General features: G+C 66.6%; 22 protein-coding genes. 12 read left to right on the top strand and 10 right to left on the bottom strand.

Translation table 11 applies throughout. From position 1 onward, the window contains the following. Window positions 1-100 precede the first annotated feature (100 nt). From ABE463_RS14505 to ABE463_RS14525, 5 genes are all read left to right on the top strand, one after another. Window positions 101-1,375 (top strand): pyridoxal phosphate-dependent aminotransferase, encoded by a 1,275-nt coding sequence (locus ABE463_RS14505; RefSeq protein ID WP_346468638.1) that lies wholly within the window; start codon window positions 101-103, stop codon window positions 1,373-1,375. Then, window positions 1,375-1,995, top strand: coding sequence for a GDSL-type esterase/lipase family protein (locus tag ABE463_RS14510; RefSeq protein WP_346468639.1), 621 nt, complete (start codon window positions 1,375-1,377; stop codon window positions 1,993-1,995). The genes ABE463_RS14505 and ABE463_RS14510 overlap by 1 nt, the downstream gene beginning before the upstream one ends. Window positions 1,996-2,012: 17 nt before the next feature. Beyond that, a complete protein-coding gene (locus tag ABE463_RS14515; RefSeq protein ID WP_346468661.1) occupies window positions 2,013-2,696 on the top strand; it encodes a class I SAM-dependent methyltransferase in 684 nt (227 codons plus the stop codon). Window positions 2,697-2,764: 68 nt separating this feature from the next. After that, a complete protein-coding gene (locus ABE463_RS14520; RefSeq protein WP_346468640.1) occupies window positions 2,765-3,130 on the top strand; it encodes a hypothetical protein in 366 nt (121 codons plus the stop codon). A 34-nt stretch (window positions 3,131-3,164) separates the two neighbouring features. Continuing rightward, window positions 3,165-3,488, top strand: coding sequence for a hypothetical protein (locus tag ABE463_RS14525; RefSeq protein WP_346468641.1), 324 nt, complete (start codon window positions 3,165-3,167; stop codon window positions 3,486-3,488). Between the two features lie 30 nt (window positions 3,489-3,518). On the opposite strand, the gene ABE463_RS14530 is transcribed toward ABE463_RS14525, so the two are convergent. Next, window positions 3,519-4,295 (bottom strand): polysaccharide deacetylase family protein, encoded by a 777-nt coding sequence (locus ABE463_RS14530; RefSeq protein WP_346468642.1) that lies wholly within the window; start codon window positions 4,293-4,295, stop codon window positions 3,519-3,521. A 58-nt stretch (window positions 4,296-4,353) separates the two neighbouring features. Between ABE463_RS14530 and grxD the strand changes: the two genes are divergently transcribed. After that, window positions 4,354-5,280 (top strand): Grx4 family monothiol glutaredoxin, encoded by a 927-nt coding sequence (gene grxD / locus ABE463_RS14535; RefSeq protein ID WP_346468643.1) that lies wholly within the window; start codon window positions 4,354-4,356, stop codon window positions 5,278-5,280. A gap of 83 nt (window positions 5,281-5,363) precedes the next feature. Here grxD and ABE463_RS14540 read toward each other — a convergent pair whose 3' ends face one another. From ABE463_RS14540 to ABE463_RS14555, 4 genes are all read right to left on the bottom strand, one after another. Further along, window positions 5,364-5,903 carry a DUF924 family protein gene (locus tag ABE463_RS14540; RefSeq protein WP_346468644.1) on the bottom strand — a complete coding sequence of 180 codons (540 nt, stop codon included), beginning with the start codon at window positions 5,901-5,903 and terminating at the stop codon, window positions 5,364-5,366. 50 nt (window positions 5,904-5,953) lie between these two features. Further along, on the bottom strand, window positions 5,954-6,730 hold the full coding sequence (locus ABE463_RS14545; protein ID WP_346468645.1) for an AMP nucleosidase: 777 nt from the start codon (window positions 6,728-6,730) through the stop codon (window positions 5,954-5,956). A 67-nt stretch (window positions 6,731-6,797) separates the two neighbouring features. Beyond that, window positions 6,798-7,172, bottom strand: coding sequence for a hypothetical protein (locus ABE463_RS14550; protein ID WP_346468646.1), 375 nt, complete (start codon window positions 7,170-7,172; stop codon window positions 6,798-6,800). Between the two features lie 160 nt (window positions 7,173-7,332). Further along, entirely contained in the window at window positions 7,333-10,746 is a 3,414-nt protein-coding gene (locus tag ABE463_RS14555; protein ID WP_346468647.1) for an autotransporter domain-containing protein, read from the bottom strand. A 454-nt stretch (window positions 10,747-11,200) separates the two neighbouring features. Here ABE463_RS14555 and ABE463_RS14560 point away from each other — a divergent pair, with 454 nt between their 5' ends. From ABE463_RS14560 to ABE463_RS14580, 5 genes are all read left to right on the top strand, one after another. Next, the gene (locus ABE463_RS14560; RefSeq protein WP_346468648.1) at window positions 11,201-12,607 is read left to right on the top strand and encodes an amidohydrolase; all 1,407 of its coding nucleotides are present in this window, start codon (window positions 11,201-11,203) and stop codon (window positions 12,605-12,607) included. Then, on the top strand, window positions 12,604-13,884 hold the full coding sequence (locus ABE463_RS14565; RefSeq protein ID WP_346468649.1) for an amidohydrolase family protein: 1,281 nt from the start codon (window positions 12,604-12,606) through the stop codon (window positions 13,882-13,884). The genes ABE463_RS14560 and ABE463_RS14565 overlap by 4 nt, the downstream gene beginning before the upstream one ends. Before the next feature lie 73 nt (window positions 13,885-13,957). After that, window positions 13,958-14,590, top strand: a complete 633-nt coding sequence (locus tag ABE463_RS14570) for a DsbA family protein (RefSeq protein WP_346468662.1) — start codon at window positions 13,958-13,960, stop codon at window positions 14,588-14,590. Window positions 14,591-14,678: 88 nt separating this feature from the next. Beyond that, window positions 14,679-15,623, top strand: a complete 945-nt coding sequence (locus ABE463_RS14575; RefSeq protein WP_346468650.1) for a DegV family protein — start codon at window positions 14,679-14,681, stop codon at window positions 15,621-15,623. 112 nt (window positions 15,624-15,735) lie between these two features. Then, window positions 15,736-16,071, top strand: a complete 336-nt coding sequence (locus ABE463_RS14580; RefSeq protein WP_346468651.1) for a hypothetical protein — start codon at window positions 15,736-15,738, stop codon at window positions 16,069-16,071. A 131-nt stretch (window positions 16,072-16,202) separates the two neighbouring features. On the opposite strand, the gene fghA is transcribed toward ABE463_RS14580, so the two are convergent. The 5 genes from fghA to ABE463_RS14605 form a co-directional block, all read right to left on the bottom strand. Then, on the bottom strand, window positions 16,203-17,033 hold the full coding sequence (fghA, locus tag ABE463_RS14585; protein ID WP_346468652.1) for an S-formylglutathione hydrolase: 831 nt from the start codon (window positions 17,031-17,033) through the stop codon (window positions 16,203-16,205). Window positions 17,034-17,081: 48 nt separating this feature from the next. Beyond that, window positions 17,082-18,191, bottom strand: a complete 1,110-nt coding sequence (locus ABE463_RS14590; protein ID WP_346468653.1) for an S-(hydroxymethyl)glutathione dehydrogenase/class III alcohol dehydrogenase — start codon at window positions 18,189-18,191, stop codon at window positions 17,082-17,084. Window positions 18,192-18,246: 55 nt separating this feature from the next. Then, window positions 18,247-18,522, bottom strand: coding sequence for a metal/formaldehyde-sensitive transcriptional repressor (locus ABE463_RS14595; protein ID WP_019183747.1), 276 nt, complete (start codon window positions 18,520-18,522; stop codon window positions 18,247-18,249). An 87-nt stretch (window positions 18,523-18,609) separates the two neighbouring features. Beyond that, a complete protein-coding gene (locus tag ABE463_RS14600; RefSeq protein ID WP_346468654.1) occupies window positions 18,610-19,026 on the bottom strand; it encodes a hypothetical protein in 417 nt (138 codons plus the stop codon). Window positions 19,027-19,128: 102 nt separating this feature from the next. Continuing rightward, window positions 19,129-20,013, bottom strand: coding sequence for a LysR family transcriptional regulator (locus ABE463_RS14605; RefSeq protein WP_346468655.1), 885 nt, complete (start codon window positions 20,011-20,013; stop codon window positions 19,129-19,131). Window positions 20,014-20,120: 107 nt separating this feature from the next. On the opposite strand from ABE463_RS14605, the gene ABE463_RS14610 reads away from it, so the two are divergent. Beyond that, window positions 20,121-21,179, top strand: coding sequence for an NAD(P)-dependent alcohol dehydrogenase (locus ABE463_RS14610; protein ID WP_346468656.1), 1,059 nt, complete (start codon window positions 20,121-20,123; stop codon window positions 21,177-21,179). Window positions 21,180-21,427: the final 248 nt, after the last annotated feature.

A 21,427-nucleotide genomic window follows, 5' to 3' on the forward strand; every position in this document is an offset into this window, starting at 1 on the left:
CAACTGCCTTGCAGGGCCGGGCGTTGGGCCGGAAACGCTTGCCCTGCAACGCAACAATTCCGCTACCATGCGGTTTCCATGCCTGAATGACGGCCCGTTCATGTCCACGCCCCCGCTGAAGCCGCTCGCCACCCGCGAGCGCCTGTCCGAAGTCCGCTACGAGATCCGGGGCGAACTGGCGCGACGAGCGCGGGAGCTGGAGGCCCAGGGCCGCAAGCTGATCAAGCTCAATATCGGCAACCCGGGCAACTTCGGGTTCCGCGCGCCTGAGCATCTGCAGCGTGCGATCGCCGATGACATGGGCCGCACCGATCCGTACACCCACCAGCAGGGCCTGCCGGAGGCGCGCGAAGCCATCGCCGCCGCCTACGCCCGTCGCGGTGCACCCGATGCGCACCCGGACCGGGTGTTCATCGGTAATGGCGTCAGTGAGCTGATCGACCTGTCGCTGCGCGCCCTGCTCAACCCGGGCGACGAAGTGCTGGTGCCCTCGCCGGATTACCCGTTGTGGTCGGCCGCGACCATCCTCAACGATGGCCGCCCGGTGTATTACCGCTGCGCACCGGAGAACGGCTTCCAGCCCGACCCGGTCGAGATCGAGGCGCTGGTGTCCTCGCGCACCCGCGCGATCGTGCTGATCAACCCGAACAACCCCAGCGGCGCCAGCTACTCGCGCGATCTGCTGGAGCGCATCGTCGCCATCGCCGCCAAGCACAACCTGCTGCTGATGGTCGATGAGATCTACGACCAGATCCTGTACGACGACGCGCAGTTCCATGCGGTCGCGCCACTGGCCGGCGACCACCCGTGCATCACCTTCAGCGGCCTGAGCAAGGTGCATCGCGCCTGCGGCTGGCGCGTGGGCTGGGCGATGCTGTCCGGCGCGGGCGAGCGGCTGGGCGAGTTCCGCGCGGCGATGGACCTGCTCAGCGCGCTGCGCCTGTGCGCCAACGTGCCGGGCCAGTACGCCATCGATGCGGCGGTCAACGGGCCGGACACCATCTCGCCGCTGTGCGCGCCCGGTGGCCGTCTGTATGAAACCCGCCGCGCGGTGATCGAGGCCTGCAACGCCAGCGAGCATCTGTCGCTGGTGGCCCCGGCCGGCGCGCTGTACGCATTCCCGGCGGTGGTCGGTGCGGCGGCACGCAGCTTCGATGACCATGATTTCGCGCTGGAACTGATGAACGAGGAAGGCGTGCTGGTGGTCCCGGGCTCAAGCTTCAACGTGCCTTACCGCCACCACTTCCGCGTGACCCTGCTGCCCGAGCCGGAGGTGATGCGCGATGTGTTCGCCCGCATCGACCGCGCCCTGGCACGCCGTGCCGAGGCCAACACGAAGGTGGTCCCGCTCAAGCCGCGCAGTGCGGTGGCCTGATGGGCCTGCCGTACCTGGCGCTGGGCGATTCCTACACGATCGGCGAAGGCGTCGAGCCGGCCGGGCGCTGGCCGATGCAGTTGGCCGCGGCCCTGCGCGATATCGGCGTGGACGTGGACGACCCGACGATCATCGCCACCACCGGCTGGACCACCGACGAGCTTGAGGCTGGCATCGATGCCGACGCACCGCAGGGTCCCTTCGAGCTGGTGAGCCTGCTGATCGGGGTCAACGATCAGTACCGCGGGCGCAGCGTGGACGAGTACCGCCCGCGTTTCACCGCCCTGCTGCAGCGCGCGCTCGCCTTCGCCGCCGACCGTGCACCGCGCGTGCTGGTTCTCTCGATCCCGGACTGGGGCGTGACCCCCTATGCCGTGGCATCCGGCCGCGACCGCGTGCAGATCGGGCAGGAACTGGATGCCTGCAACGCTGCCGCTGCGGCCATCTGCGCCGAGCATGACGTCGCGTTTGTCGACATCACCGACCTGAGCCGCCAGCTGGGCGGCGAGAGCGTCATGCTGGCCGAGGATGGTCTGCATCCGTCCGCCGCGATGTACACGCTGTGGCACCAGCGCGCCTTCGAAGTAACGCGCGTGCTGTGGGCGGAGCCGACCCGCTGAGCGAGGCCGCGCTGCCGCTGGCCAGGGAGCAGGCCCGCAGGATCGCCACGGCGTTCCTGCCGCCGCAGCGGTTCGGCAATCGCCGCGATTATTACTACAGCCGCGGCAAGCTCGGCAGTGATCCGCTGTATCCCGGCGTGCTCGCCGCGTTGAACGATGCGCCCGCGGCGCCGTTGCTGGATATCGGCTGCGGCCTGGGGCTGCTGGCCCACGTGCTGCGCCAGCAGGGCAGCACACTTGCGTATCACGGTGTGGACATCGACGCTGGCAAGGTCGCCCGCGCCGAGCAGGCCAGCGCCCGCGCCGCGCTGCCGCAGGCACGGTTCACCTGCATGGACGCCAGTGCCGCCCTGCCCGCCCACCACGGCAACGTCGCGTTGCTTGACGTGCTGCAATACCTGCCCGCCCCCGCCCAGACGCAACTGCTGCTCGATGCCGCCGCGCGCGTGGCACCCGGCGCACGGCTGGTGATCCGCACCACGCTGGCCGACCACAGTGGTCGTGATCGCACCACGCGGATCACCGACATGCTCGCGCACCTGGTGGGCTGGATGGGCACGCGCCCACGCCACTATCCCGATGCCGAGAGCCTGCGCACCCCGTTGGAAGCCGCCGGGCTGCACCTGCGGGTGACACCGCTGTACGGCAATACCCCGTTCAACAACTGGCTGATCGTCGGCGATCGTCCGCTCGCTGCGTAGTCGCCGCGGCTCGCGCCGCGGGCCGCACACGCGCATACTCCCGCCCCCCTTCCGGCAAGGAGCCGCCCATGCCCCGACAGACCCGACATTCCGCGCTTGGCATCGCCGCGCTGATCGTCAGCGCCTGTGGCCTGGTGATGCTGCTGCTGAGCATGCATTACGCGCATGCGCCCGAACACGCGGCCATGCGCGAGCTGCCGTGGTCGCTGGCGGCACTGCTCGGCAGCAGTGTCGGCCTGGCCATCCTGGCCCTGCTGCTCGGTCTCGGCAGCGTACTGCAGCCACGCCGGCGCCGTCTGTTCGGCATCATCGCGCTGCTGGTGACACTGGGCGTGCTGATCGCCCAGCTCTCGCTCGGCGGCTGGATCCGCGACCAGTGGCATGCCTCGCATCCCCCGGCCGACGCCGCCCGCGCGCAGCCCCTCGCCCACTGAATCGTCCGTTGCACCGCATCAACAAGGAGCCCCGATGCACACCCCTCATTCCGGCATGGGTATTGCCGCGTTCATCACCGCCCTGGGCGGCGCCATGTTGATGCTGGGCCTGATCGTCGTGGCCGGCGTTATCGAAACCACGACCCCCGGCGGCATGGAGGAGACCTCGATGTCGGCGATCCTGGTCGGCCTCGGCCTGATGTGCACCGCGCTGATGCAGCTGGTGGCCTTCGGCCTGGGCGTCGCCGGTGCATTTCAGGCAGACCGCCGCCGCGTGTTCGCGATCCTCGGCCTGGTGATCTCGATCGGCAGCATCCTCGGTGTGGTGCTGCTGATGATCATCGGCTCCCTGAGCTGATCCCGGCCTGCGCCGGGCACCGACCTGGCGTCAGTCCGGCAGACCGGCGTGCAGGCCATGGGCCTGCACCGCCTGCAGCACCGCCTCGATGATGGCCAGGTTGTGGCCATGTGCGGCGCCCTCGTGCAGCAGCACGATGCTGCCCGGCACCAGATCACGGGTGATCCGGTCGACCACCTGATCGGGCGTGCACTCCACCCCGTCGAATCCGCGCGCGGTCCAGCCGACGCGGGTCAGCTGCCACTGCTTCAACGCGGGGGCGACGAACGGGTTGGTCATGCCGACCACCGAGCGATACCAGCGCGGTGGCGTACCGGCGATCGCGGTGAGAGCCTGCTGGCATTGCGCGATCTCCGCGGCCATGGCCTGTCGCCCCAGCCGCCAGAACCGTGCCTGCGGGTGCCGATGGCTGTGGTTGCCCAGACTGTGCCCGCGGGCGAGGATCGCGCGGACCAGCTCCGGCTGCGCCTGCGCGCGTTCACCGACCAGGAAAAAGGTCGCCCTGGCCTCGTAGCGGTCCAGCAGATCGAGCACCGCCGGGGTTTCCGCCGACGGGCCATCATCGATGGTCAGCCAGACCTTGCGGGCATCCCCGGGCAGGCGGCTGAGCACCGGGGCATAGAAGCGGCTGTTGGGGAGGAACACCGGCACCATGAACAGGGCATGGGTCGCCACCATCAGCGGCAGGCCGTATCGCCAGCCCCAGGCGGCCCAGACCAGCACCACCAGCAGCTGCGACAGCACCAGCCACGGCACCCAGCGCCAGGGGCGGCGGGGAATGCGATACAACGTTTCCGGTACGGTCATGCCCCATGATGCCATGCCGCGTAGAATAGGCGGTTCGCATATCCGGACCCTGACCGTCATGTCCCTTGATCCCGCCCTGCGCTCGCGCATCGAATCCATTCTCAACGCCAACCGCGTCGTGCTGTTCATGAAGGGTCAGCCGAGCATGCCGCAGTGCGGTTTCTCGGCCAAAGCCGTGGGCGCCCTGCAGGACCTCGGGGTGGAGTTCGACCACGTCAACGTGCTGGCCGACGCCGACATCCGCGAAGGCATCAAAGCCTATGGCGAGTGGCCGACCATTCCGCAGCTGTACATCGACGGCGAACTGATCGGTGGCAGCGACATCATCCTGCAGATGGCCGGCAACGGTGAGCTGAGCAGTGTGCTCGGCCTCGCTGCCCCTGACCGCACTCCGCCGCGTATCACCGTGACCCCGGCCGCCGTGGAAATGCTGCGTGGCGCGCTGGCCGATTCCCCGGGTGCCTCGCTGCAGCTGGGCATCGACGCGCGCTTCCAGCCGAGCTTCCAGCTGGCCCCGCACGACGACAACGCGATCGCCGCCGAGTCCAACGGCCTGCGCGTGCAGTTCGATCTGGCCAGCGCCCGCCGCGCCGAAGGCATCACCATCGACTGGGTCGACGACATCCGCGGCAAGGGCCTGGCGATCGACAACCCGAACGCGCCCAAGGCCGTGCAGGAACTGAGCGTGCGCGACGCCGACGACCAGCTCCGCGCCGGCAGCATCACCGTGGTCGACGTGCGCCCCGCCGACGAGCGTGCGATCGCGGCGATCAACGCCCCGTTCGAAACCTTCGACGGTGACAACCGCGCCCGCCTGGAAGCCCTGCCCAAGGACACCGCGCTGGCCTTCCTGTGCCACCACGGCGGCCGCAGCGCACAGGCGGCCGAGCAGTTCCGCGCCCTGGGCTTCACCAAGGTGTCCAACATCACCGGCGGCATCGACGCCTGGTCGAACGAGGTGGACAACGGCGTGCCGAAGTACTGATCTTCAGCACGTTGCGGGACAAGAAAAACGCCGGCATTGCCGGCGTTTTTTTGTTCGTGGTGCCGGTGGCGTCCATCCACCGGCTACCCCGCAAATCCGCCCTCGGCCAGATAATCCAGCTCTTCCGGCGTCGGCATCCGACCCAGCACGGCATTGCGGTGCGGGAAGCGGCCGAAGCGGCGGATGATGTCGCGGTGCAGCTCGGCGAACTGCAGGTATTCCTTGTCGCCCAGCACATCGAACATCGCCACCGAACGCTCCTGGTCCTGCGGATCCTCGGAGTGCTCGAAGGGCAGGTAGATGAAGGCACGCAGCTTGGGCACCAGCTGCAGGTCCAGGCCCTCCTCTACCGCACGCATGGCGTAATGACGTGCAAGGCCATCGGTGGCGTAGGAGTGCGCCGTATCGCGGAAGCAATTGCGCGGGAACTGATCGAGCAGGATCATCAGTGCGAGCGCGCCTTCGGCGCTGCTCAGCCAATGCTCGCGGGCGCGGCGGGCGGCAGCGAAATGTTCTTCCTGGAACTGCTGGCGGAAGCGCGCGTCGAACGCGTCATCGCGCGCGAACCACTTCTGCGGTCCAGCGTCGCGCCAGAATTCCACTACTTGTGCCGCCACGTCCATTTACTACCCCTGTAGGTGGCGCCCCAAGACGCTCACCCGTTCCATTGCCGTTACTCGTCAAAGCGCAGGTGGCGGACCGACTTGCCGTTGCGCCGTATTAGCTTAAGCGCCTCGATACCGATCTGGATATGGTTCTCGACGAACTGGGAGCTGACCTTGGCATCGGACGCCTCGGTTTTCACTCCATCGGGGATCATCGGCTGGTCGGAGACCAACAGCAAGGCCCCGATCGGAATATGGTTGGCAAAGCCGGCCGCGAACAGGGTCGCCGTCTCCATGTCGATGGCCATGCAGCGCATCACCCGCAGCTTTTCCTTGAACGCCTCGTCGTGCTCCCAGACCCGGCGATTGGTGGTGTAGACGGTGCCGGTCCAGTAGTCGTGGCCCAGGTCGCGGATCATGGTGGAGACCGCCCGCTGCAGGGCAAAGGCCGGCAGGGCCGGGACTTCCGGCGGCAGGTAGTCGCTGGAGGTACCCTCGCCGCGGATCGCGGCGATCGGCAGGATCAGGTCGCCCAGCTGGTTCTTGCGCTTGAGCCCACCGCATTTGCCCAGGAACAGCACGGCTTTGGGCATCACCGCTGACAGCAGGTCCATGATGATGGCCGCGTTGGGACTGCCCATGCCGAAGTTGATCAGGGTGATGTCGTCGCTGGTGACGCTGGCCATCGGCCGGTCCGCGCCCTGGATGGGGGCGCCGGTCAGCTGGGAGAAGGTGTGCAGGTAGCCACCGAAGTTGGTCAGCAGGATGTGCTGGCCAAACTGCTCCAACGGCACGCCGGTGTAGCGCGGCAGCCAGTTTTCGACGATGGCCTGTTTGGTTTTCATGGGGATATTCCAACAAACGGCAGGCAACAATTCTGCGAGACGGGCCGCGCGGCGTCGAGCGGGCCGCTCACTCCGGGTGGTCGATACCATCGGCCCTGCCCTTGAGGACAAGGGAGGCCAGCGAAAGGACCGCAGCCGGTATGACCAGCAGCAAGACGAGGGCCGTCGGCGCACCAAAGGCCCAGAGCGAGGCGGCAAAGGCGATGGAGGATATGCCTACCCACGGAAAGGAGTACTGGATCCGTTTGACCGACAGGTAGCTGGCGGTGGCCGTCAGCAGGGAGAAGGCTGCGAGCGTGATGCGCACCTCCTTTGGCAGCCCGCTGGGTGACGCCTCGAAAAACCCGGCGACCAACATAAGACCGGACGCGAATGCCAGCAGGACGAGCAACCGGTAGTAATGCCTGGCGTGCTTGCGATCAAAGCCTTCGGTTACGTTCATCGATACTTCCTTGTAGATGCAGGGCGGCGCGGACGACTCGCGCCTGTCTGACCATTCCACGCTGGATGATCACGACGCAAGTGGCGATCGCGACCTCACGGCAACAGACGAGAAAAAGGCGGCCAATGGCCGCCTTTTTCCGTTTACCGGTACCGCTGGATCAGAACTGCACGGACCAGCGCGCGGTGACGCTGCGGTCGCGGGCGTCATCACCGAAGGTGCCGTTGTAGCCCAGCTCCAGCTGGTTGCGCGGGCTCAGCCAGGCCGACAGGCCCAGCTCGGCAACCACGGCGTTGTCGGCGATCGCCGCACCGCTGACAGCAAAGCTGCTGCCACCGGTCCAGGCCAGATCGGCTACCTGGCTGCGGTCACCGGAAGCACGACGGTAGCCGACGCCACCGCGGACGTGCAGCCAGCTTTCCTGCTGCCAGGAGGTCTTCAGGCCCTTGTCGAAGCGCACACCGGCGGTCGCCACGTTGGTGCGCGTATCGGCGACCTGACCGTTCAGTGCAGCCGCGCCACCCTGCTCGGCGAAGCCGTCCACGTCCACTTCAACGCGGGCGAACTGCACGTACGGCTCCAGACCCGCCTCGCGACCGCCGAAGCGGTACGCGCCTTCGATGAAGGCCTGGCGGGTGGTGGCGTCGTACTTGGCCGACAGCGCATCCTGGTAGCCGGCAAAGGTCAGTTGACGCTTGCTGTCCACGTCGTGACGCGAATAGCCCAGACCGGCGCGCAGACCGAACGCACCCCACTGATTGCCCACATAGGCACCGACGTGCGTGTTGTCGATTTCCGAACGGGCGCCGCGACCGGCCGCCTGCTTGATATCGGTACGGCCGGTACCCACCAGCGCACCGACCTGCCAGCCGCCACCGAACACATGGTCGGCACCGACCAGCAGACCATTGCTGTTGGAATCGGTCCGTGCGGCATTGGCATCGCCATCGAGCTTGCCGCTGCCACCGATCGCCTGCACCCACGCACCACCGGCGGCGACGTCATCGCCGGCAGCCGGCGAACGCACGCCCACGGCACGGCTGAGGGCCGCATCACGCAGGTAACGGCTGCTTTCCACCAGCGCCATCGGCGTGGCGGCGTGGATTTCACCACTCAGCGCGTCTAGCGCCGCACCGACCTGGGCCGGGAACAGCTGGGTCAACGGCTTCGGCAGACCCTGGTTGATGCCCAGACGATCGGCGCTGGCGGCGACGGCGATCTGGTTGGCGGTGACCGCAGCGCTGGCCAGCGAATTGCCGCGTGCCACGCCGATGCTCATGCCACCGGCGGTGTAGGCCAGGTTGAACTGCAGGAACGGCGAGAACGCCGAGAAGTCCGTGGTCGCGAACTGACCGTTCACGCCACCGGCGGCCTGCAGGAAGTTGAACTGCTCCCCGAGGTAGTACACGCCGGCTTCCGGCAGTGCCTTCAAGGTGCCATCCAGCGTGGCGGTGCCGGTGACGCGCAGCACATCGCTGCGGCTGCCCGGGGCCAGTTCGGCCTGGTAGACGCCGGTGGCGGTCTGCACGTAATCGCCGTTGATGGTCAGCGTGCCGATGGAGTTGCCCGGCGCGACGATGCCTTCCACGCGGGTGCTGCCCAGCGTGCCGACACCCTTCAGGGTGCCCTTGGCGCCGACGAAGGTCGACGCGCCTTCCTGCACGCCGTTGAACGACACCACGCCGCCGGTCACGTTGAGCGCTGAGCCATCAAGCACACCAGTGCTGGCAATGTAGCTGCTGCCGCCCAGGTTGTTGAGCGTGGTATCCACCAGGCTGCCATTGAGCAGGAACTGACCGCCCTGCACATCGACCGATGCCGTCAGTGCGTTGGCGCCGTCCAGCTCCAGCACACCGTCGCGCACGATGGCGCCATGGAAGGTGTTGTCGCCGCTCAGGCGCAGCCAGCCGATGCCGGACTTGGTCAGTTTGCCAGGGCCGCCGATGTCATTGGTCCAGTCGTCCCACGCATCGCCTTCCCACACCTTCAGGCCACCGGCCTTCTGGTTCATGACCACGTCGGTGTCGACGCGGAGCATGCCGTAGCCTTCGATGGCCTTGCGCAGATCGAGCAGGCCCCAGCCGTAGATCTCATCGATGCCAGGCGCACCAAGATCACGCGCCGTGGTGAGCATGACATCGCGTACCTGCGCGTTGTCCAGGTACGGGAAGCGTTCGAACAGCAGGCCGAGGGCACCGGTGACGTGCGGGGCTGCCATCGAGGTACCGGTCATGCTGTCGTAGGTGTACGTCGGCATGCGCTGGGTCACGTCGAAGCCCACGTCATCGTCGGCCCCGGTCAGATACACGCTGCCGAGGATCTGCGAATCGGCGCCGTACACGGTCGAGTTGATGTCACTGCCCGGCGCGGCCAAGCACCAGTTGGCCGTCGGACCGCATCGCATGGAGCTCTCTGCGAGCACCAGGTCCTGATTGACGTTGACCACGCTCAGCCAGTATTTCTCGATATCCTGATGGGCGCGCGGCAGCGATGCATGCACGCCGGCGATCGGCGCGTCTTCCGGCGAGGTGTTGTACGGATAGATGTTGCCAGCTGCCCAGACCTGGATCAGACCGGAGCTGCGCGAGCCTTCGGCGATGATGTCGAAATAGTCGGCGCGAGCCGGATTGTTGAAGTAGTCGTCATCCTGCAATGCAGTACTGATCGGCTCGTCAGTGAGGCCCCAGCTGTGGTTGACTGCGCGCACATTCTGCTCGTTCAACTGTGCGTACATGTCTGCGAACACTTCATTCGACGGAGCGACACCGCCCAGCGATCCCTGGCGCAAGCCACCCGCGTCACGGTAGATCAGACTTGCACTGTTGAAGAACAGGCGAGCGACCGAGAGGTCCGCACCGAACGCCACGCCATGGGTGCCGTTGCCATCCCTATTGGCGGCGATGGTGCCGCTTACGTGGGTGCCATGGGTGTTATAGCTGTAGCCCGGCACATAGTCGTTGTCCTGCAGCAACTGCAGGTCAGCGGTGGTCAGGCTCCCGTCGAACACCAGCGCATCGATGCCCACCTGGTCGCCGTCAGTGCTGAAGCAGGCGTCCGGACCGGTCAGCATGGTGGTGTTGGTGCAACGCGTACCATCGGGCAGCAGGTCAGCCAGATGGATGCTGCGGTGGTCCTTGCCGGCAAACTCATCGTGGTCGAGGCCGGTGCCGGAATCGAACACCCCCAGGCGAATACCCTTGCCGGTCAGGCCGCGCGCATACGCAGCGTCGGCATTGATCGCTGTCAGACCCCAATCGGCCTTGAACTCCTCACTGCGCCAGCTTTCGGTGTCTCCTGGCGTGCCGTTGATCGGACCCGGGGTGGTGCGAATGGAGCTGGCCTGGATGTCGCCGACCTTGGCACCATTGGCGACGTTGCCAGCCGGCAGGTCCAGGCTGAACACCGCGCGTTGCAGCGTGCGCTGCTGCTGGTAGTTGGTCAGGGTATCGACGTCGGAACTGGCCAGCGCGGGGACAGCCAAGGCAGCCAGCAGGGTTCCGGTGATGGCCGATGCCAGCAGGCTGGGCGACGGACGACGGCGCGCAGTAAAGCGGGACGGAGAAACGTGGATCATCTGAAAACGACTTCCTTGAAATGATTGAGGCTGCAGTACCACACGCGTTATCGGCAGCTGCACAGAAAAATGCATGCCGTTCCCTATCACAGGCCCGGCACACGTGAACGCTTTTTACGCAAGTTCTACATTCCTCGGGCGTCGGTGATATCCCGTAAGCCCGTGGGCACAACTCCTTGTCGGTCGCCCTGGCGGCGATCCCCACTCCTTTTGCACCGTCCTGGACGATGTCCGAGCGGTGCGCTCCTTTCCCATGACAGTGTCAACCGCAACTGCGCACAGATACACACTAACCATTCGCGACGCGGATAAACATCAGGGATTTCCCCACATTCGATGGCCGGGCTGTTCGATGAGGAATGGCGCGCCAGCACGCCCATGCGCTTCGTCACTTGGCAAACGCCCCGCGCACCGGATAGCGTCGACGGATTCGTTCACACCGCATCGGGGAAACATGCGCACACGATTGACTGCCGGATTGGGCTTTGCCCTGCTCTCGTTCGCCGCCGCGCCCGCGCCCGCCGCGTCGCGGTTCATCCAGGATCCCTATCCCAGCACCTACGCGCCGATCGCCTCGGCGCCGGTACTGATCAGCAACGCCACGGTGCTCACCGGCACCGGCGTGCGCCTGGACAACGCCGATGTGCTGTTGCAGGGCGGCCGCATCGCAGCAGTCGGCACCGGCCTGAGTGCACCGGCCGATGCGGTCCGCGTCGACGGCCAGGGCAAGTGGGTGACCCCCGGCATCATCGATGTGCACTCGCACCTGGGCGTGTATCCCAGCCCAGGCGTCAGCGCGCACAGCGACGGCAACGAGATGACCGCACCGGTCACCGCCAATGTCTGGGCCGAGCACTCGGTGTGGCCGCAGGACCCCGGCTTTGCCGCTGCACTGGCCGGCGGCGTGACCTCGATGCAGGTGCTGCCCGGCTCGGCCAATCTGGTCGGCGGCCGCGGGGTGACGTTGAAGAACGTGCCCGCAACGACCTACCAGGCCATGAAGTTCCCCGGCGCGCCTTGGGGCCTGAAGATGGCCTGCGGCGAGAACCCCAAGCGCGTCTACGGCGGCAAGGGCACCGCGCCGGGCACGCGCATGGGCAATGTCGCCGGTTACCGCGCGGCCTTCATCGATGCCAGCGAGTACATCGCCAAGAACACCCCCAAGCAGCCAAAGAAAAAGCGCTGGTTCAGTGGCGATGACAAGGGCGACAGCGCCGGCGACAGCGGCGGCAAGCGCGATCTCAAGCTGGATACGCTGGCCGGCGCCATCCAGGGCGACATCCGCGTGCACATTCACTGCTACCGCGCCGATGAGATGGCTACGATGCTGGATCTCTCCAAGGAATTCGGCTTCAAGATCGCCGCCTTCCATCACGCGGTGGAGGCCTACAAGCTGGCTGACCGGCTCGCCGAGGAAGGCGTGTGTGGTGCGCTGTGGGCCGACTGGTGGGGCTTCAAGATGGAGGCCTTCGATGGCATCCAGGACAACATCGCCCTGGTCGACCGCCCCGCCAACAGCTGCGCGATCGTGCATTCGGATTCGCCCGAGGGGATCCAGCGCTTGAACCAGGAGGCGGCCAAGGTGATCGCCAACGCACGCCGCGCTGGCATCGAGATCGCCCCGGAGCGCGCCATGATGTGGCTCACCTCCAACGCGGCGCGCTCGCTGGGTGTGGAGAAGCAGACCGGCAGCCTGGAGGCCGGCAAGATGGGTGACGTGGTGGTCTGGAACGGCAGTCCCTTCAGTTCCTACGCACTGGCCGAAAAGGTTTACGTCGATGGTCACCAGGTCTATGACCGCCAGGACGTGAGGCGGCAGCCGCTGTCGGACTTCATGCTCGGCCAGGAGGCACGCCCATGAGCCGCCGCGTCTCGATGCGTCTGCTTCCGCAGGCCTTGCTGTTGATTGCCGGTGCCTGCGTGGCCCCTTCCCTGTTCGCGCAGGATCTGCTGATCCGCAACGCCACGGTGCACACCGCCGCCGCACGCGGCAGCCTGGCGCACAGCGATGTGCTGGTCCAGGGCGGCGTGATCCGCGCCGTCGGCCCCGGCCTGTCCGCACCGGCCGGTGTAACGGTGGTCGAGGCTGCGGGCAAGCCGCTCACCCCGGCGCTGTTCGGCGGCATCACCGACATCGGTATCGAAGAGGTGTCCGGCGAATCGGCCACGGTCGACAGCACACTCAAGCTGGAAGACCAGCCGCTGCGCCCGGAATTCGACGTCACGCTGGCCTTCAATCCGGACTCGGTGCTGATCCCGGTGGCGCGGCTGGATGGCATCGGCTTCACCCTGCTCGGGGCGAATACCGGTGGCGGTTTCATCGCCGGCCAGGGCGGGCTGATGCGGCTGGACGGCAGCGCCGATCCGGTCGGCCCGCAGGCGCTGTTCATCCGCCTCGGTGCATCCGGCGCGGAGCTGACCGGCACCTCGCGGGCCGCGCAGTGGATGCTGCTGGAACAGATGGTCAGCGAGGCGCGTGGGCGCGTGCCGGCGGACTCTCCGCATGCGCTGCTCACACCCGCCGGGCGCGCCACGCTGGCGCGCTACCTGGCCGGCCAGGGCCGGATCGTGGTGCAGGTCGACCGCGCGGCGGACATCCGCCAGCTGCTGCGCTGGGCCGGCCGCGAGAAGGTCAAGATCGCCATCGCCGGCGGTGCCGAGGCGTGGCGCCTGGCCCCGCAGCTGGCCCAGGCCGGCGTGCCGGTGTTCGTTGATGGGCTGGGCAACCTGCCGAGCAGCTTCGACCAGCTTGGCGCCACCCTGCAGAACGCCGCGCGGCTGAAGGCGGCGGGCGTGCCGGTCAGCTTCGCCCAGCGCGACGATGCCTCACACAACGCGCGCAAGATGCGCCAGCTGGCCGGCAATGCAGTCGCCAACGGGCTGCCTTGGGATGATGGCCTGGCGGGCCTGACCCGGGTGCCGGCGCAGGCGCTGGGCGTCGGCGACCGGCTTGGCACCATCGAGCCGGGCAAGCTGGCCGATCTGGTGCTGTGGGAAGGCGATCCGCTGGATGTCGGGCACTACGCCGAGCAGGTCTGGCTGGGCGGCCGCGCGATGCCCATGCGGTCGCGCCAGACCGAGCTGCGCGACCGCTACCAGGCGCCGGCGTCGAGCGAACCGCGCGCTTACTCGCGCTGAGCCTGCGCGCAGGGCCGCTGCCTGCGGCGGCCCTGCATCCGGCGGCACTACCGTCCCGCAACGTGAGTACCCGATCATGGCCCTGCGCTGGTATTTCGATTTCGTCTCACCGTTCGCTTACCTGCACTGGCAGCAGCTCAAGGCCCTGCCGCAGTTCAAGAGCATTGTGCCGGTACCGATCGCCTTCGGCGCGGTGCTGCACCACCTGGGCAATCTGGGCCCGGCAGAAATTCCGGCCAAGCGGGTGTTCACCTATCGCCAGGCGCTGTGGCAGGCCCGCAGCGCCGGGCTGACGCTGCGCTTTCCACCGGGCCACCCGTTCAATCCACTGGCTGCCCTGCGCCTGTGCCTGGCCGCCGGGGCCACTCACGAGACGGTCGACCTCCTGTTCAACTGGATCTGGCGCGACGGCCATGCCGGTGACAGTGCGGCCGCGCTCGCCCTGCCCGGCGCGATGCTGGACATCGCCAATGTTGCCGCGGCGATCAGCGAGCCGTCGGTGAAGGAAGCGCTACGCCGCAATACGGATGCCGCCTTGGCGGCCGGCGTGTTCGGCGTCCCGACGCTGGCGATCGGCAGCGAACTGTTCTGGGGCAACGATGCCCACCCGCTGATGCAGGCGGTGCTGGCCGATCCCAGCCTGCTCGAGCAGGGCGAATGGGCCCGGATCAAGGACCTGCCGGTGGCGGTCGAGCGCAGCCGCTGAGGTCGGCCGCCTCCCCGGTCAGGCAAAACATCTCGTTTTGAGATAGCGTTCACGTTTCCGAACCTACAACCTGCCGGAGGGGCACAGGATGCGCATCGGAATCGTGGTCGACTCTGCGTGCGATCTGCCGCAGGACTTCATTGAACAACACAACATCGTGCTGCTGCCGATCACCGTCCGCATTGGCGAGGCCGTGCTGGCCGACCATCGCGACGAACAGGCCACACTGAGTTTTCTGCATGCCCATGTGGCCGAGCATGGCGCCGAGGCGGAGACCATTCCGTTCAGCGTCAATCAGATCCGGGATCTGTTCCTGGGCAAGCTGGTGATCGATTACGACCATGTGTTCTGCATGACGATCACCAAGACCCGCAGCCCGATCCACGACAACGCGATGCAGGCCAGCTTCGCGATCCTCAACGATTACAAGCCGGTGCGGCAGGCGGCGGGCTTCAACTCGCCGTTCGCACTGCGCGTGCTCGACACCCAGAACCTGTTCGCTGCCCAGGGGGTGACCGCAGTGGAGGCGGTGCGCCTGCGCGACAGTGGTGCGAGCGTGCAGCAGATCCGCGAGCGGCTGGAGCTGCTGGCGCACAACGTACACGGCTACATGATCACCCGTGATCTGTACTACATGCGCGCCCGGGCACGTCATAAGGGCGACCGCAGCGTGGGCCTGATCAGCGCCGCGCTGGGCAGTGCGCTGGACATCAAGCCGGTGCTGCATGGCTACCGCGGCGAGACCGGGCCGGTGGCCAAGATCAAGGGCTTCGACAACGCGGTGCAGAAGCTGTTCGATTTCGTCGGCCAGCGGGTCAAGGGCGGCCTGATGACGCCCACCGTGTGCATCAGCTACGGCGGCGAGCTGGCCGACCTGCAGGCCCTGCCCGGCTACGCCACCTTGCGTGAGACCTGCCAGGCGCATGGCGTGGATGTGTTCGAGGCGGTGATGAGCCTGACCGGCATGGTCAACGTGGGCAAGGGCGCGGTGACGATCGGGTTTGCCGACGAGCCGCATACCTTCAGCGGCTGACGGCACAGCTCAGCTTCGCAGCGGCCATGCCACGATCCCGGCATGGCCGCCGGTTCTGCACGCGGATTGCACCGCGTCTCTGCCAGCCTTGCCGCATTCAAAGGAGGTAACCATGCCAAGTTATGACATCAGCCTGCCGGACCCGGCGAAGGCACGCGGCAACGATCCGGACCTGTCCTTCCACGCCCAGGGCGCGGCGGGCCTGGCCGAAGAACTTCAGAACGCCCTGCGCACCACGGTGCTGTTCGACCGCTGGCGCGCCAAGCAGGACGATCCCGACGCCGTTGACCCGCAGTGGGGCGCCACCGATCCGTCCGCCACCGTCACCGGCGCGCAGGACGATCTGCGGATCAATCTGGTCGCCACCACCAGCATCGACAGCGAGGTGTTCAAGCAGCGCCTGCGCATGCTGGCCGGCAGTCACTGGGAACTGCGCAACGTGCGTTGAGCTGATCGCGTCGTGCCGGCTGGCTGGCACGACGCGAACACCGCTGAACCAGCGTCCTGTGCCCCGACGGACGTCACTGCGGATGCTGGAAACGCCAGGCAGCTGCCCAGCGGGTGGCCAAACGGTATGCCTCAGGCGTACAAGGCCTTGGCGTGGTGCGCGATGTGCTCGCCGATGAAGCTGCTGATGAAGTAGTAGCTGTGGTCGTAGCCGGGCTGCAGGCGCAGCGTCAGGGGATGACCGGCCGCGGTGCACGCCGCCTGCAGCCACTGCGGCTGCAACTGGTTGTCGAGGAACTCATCGCCACCGCCCTGGTCGACCAGCAACGGCAGGCGCTCGGTGGCGCTGGTGACCAGCTCGCTGGCGTCCCACGCCGCCCACCTGGCGCGGTCCTCGCCCAGATACGCGGTGAACGCCTTCTGGCCCCACGGCACGCGGGTCGGCGCCACGATCGGTGAGAACGCTGAGACGCTTTTGTAGCGACCGGGATTCTTCAATGCGATCACGAGCGCGCCATGGCCGCCCATCGAGTGGCCACTGATGCTGCGAGCGCCCGTCGTCTGGAATTGTGCGTCGATCAAGGCAGGCAGCTCCTCCACCACGTAGTCGTACATGCGGTAGTGCGCCGCCCACGGCTGCTCGGTGGCGTTGAGGTAGAAGCCAGCGCCCTTGCCCAGGTCGTAGCCCTCGGCATCGGCGACGTCATCGCCGCGCGGGCTGGTGTCCGGTGCGACCAGGATCACCCCATGCTCGGCGGCATAACGTTGCGCGCCGGCCTTGGTGATGAAGTTCTGCTCGTTGCAGGTCAGCCCGCTGAGCCAGTACAGCACCGGCAGCTTCTGCGTGGCGGCCTGCGGCGGCAGATAGACGGCGACGTTCATGTCGCAGCCCAGCACCTGCGAGGTGTGGCGATACACGTCCTGCCAACCGCCGGACGCGGCGCGATGTTCGATGCGTTCCATGGTGGTTCTCCGTAGGGGCGGCGCGGACCACGCGCCGCCCGCAGTGGCTCAGAAATGTACGACCGAGCGGATCGACTTGCCTTCATGCATCAGATCGAACGCCTCGTTGATCTCGTCCAGGCCCATCGTGTGGGTGACGAACGGGGCCAGTTCGATGTCGCCCTTCATGGCATCCTCGACCATGCCCGGCAGCTGGCTGCGGCCCTTGACGCCACCGAACGCGGTGCCCTTCCACGAGCGACCGGTGACCAGCTGGAACGGACGGGTCGAGATTTCCTGACCCGAGCCGGCCACACCGATCACCACCGACTGGCCCCAGCCACGGTGCGCGCATTCCAGCGCCGCCCGCATCACGTTGACGTTGCCGATGCACTCGAAGGTATGGTCCACGCCCCAGGTGGTCATCTCCACGATGACCTGCTGGATCGGCTTGTCGTGGTCCTTCGGGTTGACGCAGTCGGTGGCACCGAACTGCTTGGCCAGTTCGAACTTGGACGGGTTGGTGTCGATCGCGAAGATACGGCCGGCCTTGGCCTGGCGCGCGCCCTGGATCACCGCCAGGCCGATGCCGCCCAGCCCGAACACCGCCACCGAATCGCCTTCCTGCACCTTGGCGGTGTTGTGCACCGCGCCGATGCCGGTGGTCACGCCACAGCCGAGCAGGCACACGTGTTCCGGATTGGCATCCGGATTGATCTTGGCCAGCGAGACTTCGGCCACCACGGTGTACTCGCTGAAGGTCGAGCAGCCCATGTAGTGGTAGATCGGCTCGCCGTTGTAACTGAAGCGGGTGGTGCCATCGGGCATCACGCCCTTGCCCTGGGTGGCACGCACGGCGACGCACAGGTTGGTCTTTCCGCTCTTGCAGAACAGGCACTCGCCGCACTCGGCGGTGTACAGCGGGATCACGTGGTCGCCCGGCTTGACGCTGGTCACGCCCTCGCCCACTTCGACCACGATGCCCGCGCCTTCATGGCCGAGTACGGCCGGGAACAGGCCTTCCGGATCATCGCCGGACAGGGTGAACGCATCGGTGTGGCAGACACCGGTGTGGGTGATCTTGACCAGCACTTCACCCTTCTGCGGCGGAGCAACGTCGATCTCGACGATCTTCAGCGGTTCGCCAGCGGCGAAGGCAACAGCGGCACGGGATTTCATGGGGAGCACTCCAAGGCAGGGAACAGAAGGTGGCAGCACGCGGTCGTCCGCGCACTCATTTGAGGTAGGACCGGATCAGCATGCTCATCTCGCGCACGCGCTCGTCGCGCTGCGCATCGGATTGGGCCGGCTGCCCGAACTCTTCGCGCAGATGCGCTTCCATCACTTCGGACATCAGCCCGTTGACGGCACCGCGGATTGCGGCGATCTGCTGCAGCACCGGCCCGCACTCGGCCCCGGCTTCCAGCGCGCGGTCCAGCGCATCGCACTGACCACGGATCCGACGGACCCGGGCGAGAACGCGCTTCTTTTCCTGCGGTGAATGGGGCATGGGGCAAAGGCCAGTTAACTATACTGGGGGTGAGTATACAACATCCAGGAAATTACCCCTCTGCAGCAGGTTCTGCGCCAGGGCTGATCAGGGCTGATGGTCAGAGAGTCGGCGGCGGCGTGCCAGATGGATGCGGCCGGCAACCAACACCGCAAATGCCACTACCGCGGTCTGAACGAGCGGATCAGGCGAGATGCCCGGCTGGGGCCAGAACGCGAGCCGCACCGCCAGCACCGCAAAACACACCAACGCCAGCAACGCGAGCGCCTTTGCAACACGGGCCGAGAATGGGAGGGCAAGCAAAGGGGCCGCCATCAGCAGCAGCCCGGCTCCGCCACATGCCAATGCTGCGCGGCCCTCGATGATATTTCCCGTCGCTGCAATGGTCAGGATCAGCGCCCCGTAGATCGCAAGGGCAACACCGCCAACCATCGCCAGAATGTTCACGAACCGTCGCTTGCGCATCCATTTCACCGTTGATGAGGACAGGGCGTGGAGCTGCACCACTCGAAGCCAGATACATCTCCTCCGATGCTAGGTGCACGCGCAGAATGCAGCATCTGCCTTTGAAGAACGAGCATGCAGAGCATAGGCCACCCGCTGCCGCTACCCCCGCAACAGGTCAATGAATGCCCGCAGCGCAGACGACATCTGCCGCTGCCGCGGGTAGTACACCGCAAAGCCTGCGAACGGCTCGCTCCAGTCTTCCAGCACCGCCACCAGCCGGCCATCATCCAGATACGGGCGCGCGGAATCTTCCAGTACATAGGCCAACCCCAACCCGTCGACCACCGCCTGCAGGATCGTGTTCTGATCGCCAAGCGTGAGCCGCCCGGGCACGTCGACTTCCAGCGCCTGGCCATCGCGTTCGAACTGCCACTTGTAGAGATGGCCGCTGGCGAAACGGAACCGCACACACTCATGGTGATGCAGATCACGGGGGTGCCGCGGTATCTCACGCCCTGCCAGATACGCCGGCGCGCCCACGATCAAGCCGCGCAGCGCCGGCCCCAGCGGCACGGCCACCATGTCTTCCGGCACCGATTCGTGCAGGCGCACACCGGCGTCGTACCCGCCGGCGACGATATCGACCAGACCGTCGTCCTGGGCCAGCTCCAGACGCACATCCGGATGCGCCAGCAGGAACTTCGCCAGCCGCGGGCCGAGCTGGGTCTGGACAGCGGCGCGGGTGGCATTGATCCGCAGCAGGCCGGCCGGTGCGGCACGGAAGTGGTTCATTTCTTCCAATGCGTCATGCACCTGACCCAGCGCAGGCTGCAGGCGTTCGAGCAGGCGCTGGCCCGCCTCAGTAAGCGCCACGCTGCGGGTGGTGCGGTGGAACAGGCCCACGCCCAGGCGCTCTTCCAGCGCGCGGATCGCGTAGCTGACCGCCGAGGTGGACAGCGCCAGCTCGGCGCCGGCCTTGCGGAAGCTGCGGTGGCGGGCCACGGCGGCGAAGGCGGCCAGATGGGTCAGGTTGTCAGTGGCCATGATTATCCCGTTTCACTTGATGAATCATGCCGATATCCTGACTGTCTGTGCACGGGATCGGGGCGTATTGTAAAGCGCCTTTCTACAAACCTGCCAAGGATTCCCCCATGTCCCTCGCCCATGGTTATGCGGTGCACGACCAGACCGCGCCGCTGGTGCCGTTCTCCTTCGAACGTCGTCCAGCCGGCCCCGATGACGTGCGCATCGAGATTCTCTTCAGTGGCATCTGCCACTCCGATCTGCATCAGGCCCGCGACGATTGGGGCGGCGCCAAGTTCCCGATGGTGCCGGGCCACGAGATCATCGGCCGCGTGACCGAGGTCGGTGCCAACGTGACCGGCTTCAAGGTCGGCGATTTCGCCGGCGTCGGCTGCATGGTCGATTCATGCCGTCACTGCGCCGCCTGCGATGAAGATCTGGAGCAGTACTGCGAGAAGGGCGCGACCTACACCTACAACAGCACCGAGCGCGACAGCGGCCAGCCGACCTTCGGTGGCTACTCCGACCATATCGTGGTCGAGCAGCGCTTCGTGGTGAAGGTGTCCGAGACGCTCGACCTCAAGGCCGCCGCGCCGCTGCTGTGCGCCGGCATCACCACCTATTCGCCGCTGCGCCACTGGAAGGTCGGCCCCGGCCAGAAGGTCGGTGTGATCGGGCTGGGTGGACTGGGCCACATGGGCGTGAAGTTCGCCAAGGCGATGGGCGCCACCGTGGTGATGATCACCACCACCCCGGAAAAGGGTGCCGACGCCAAGCGTCTGGGCGCCGATGAAGTGCTGGTCTCGCGTGATCCGGCGCAGATGAAGGCCCATGCGGGCAGCTTCGACTTCCTGCTCAACACCATCCCGGTCAGCCACGACACCAACCCGTACATGTCCCTGCTCAAGCGCGATGCCACGATGTGCCTGGTCGGCGTGCTGACCGAGCTGGATCCGCCGCTGATGGGCGCTTCGGTGATGTTCGGCCGCAAGCACATCACCGGCTCTGCGATCGGCGGCATGGCCGAAACGCAGGAGATGATGGACTTCTGTGCCGAGCACAACATCGTCAGCGATGTGGAAGTGATCGACATCAAGACCGTCAACGAGGCCTGGGAGCGCATGGCGAAGAACGATGTGCGCTACCGCTTCGTGATCGATATGGCCACGCTGGAAAAGGCGGCCTGATTCTTCCCACAGGCATGAAAAAACCCCGGCAATGCCGGGGTTTTTTTTGTCAGCTGTACGCGTGTGCCCTTCGCGCAAATGTCTCCCGGCCGCTACGGGGCGCGGCGTGCGGTAAGCAGGCGGAAGCCAAGCGTGGGGCGCTGGTCGGTGTGTCGGGCGCTGGGCGCCCATGCCCTTGGAGGCAAAATAAAGGAGGCGGGGGCGGCCGCAGGCCTACGCCGGGGGACATTGGCCGGAAAGGGCATGGG

Source organism: Stenotrophomonas sp. TWI819 (assembly GCF_039673075.1).
In the GTDB taxonomy this organism is placed as follows: Bacteria; Pseudomonadota; Gammaproteobacteria; order Xanthomonadales; family Xanthomonadaceae; genus Stenotrophomonas; species Stenotrophomonas rhizophila_B.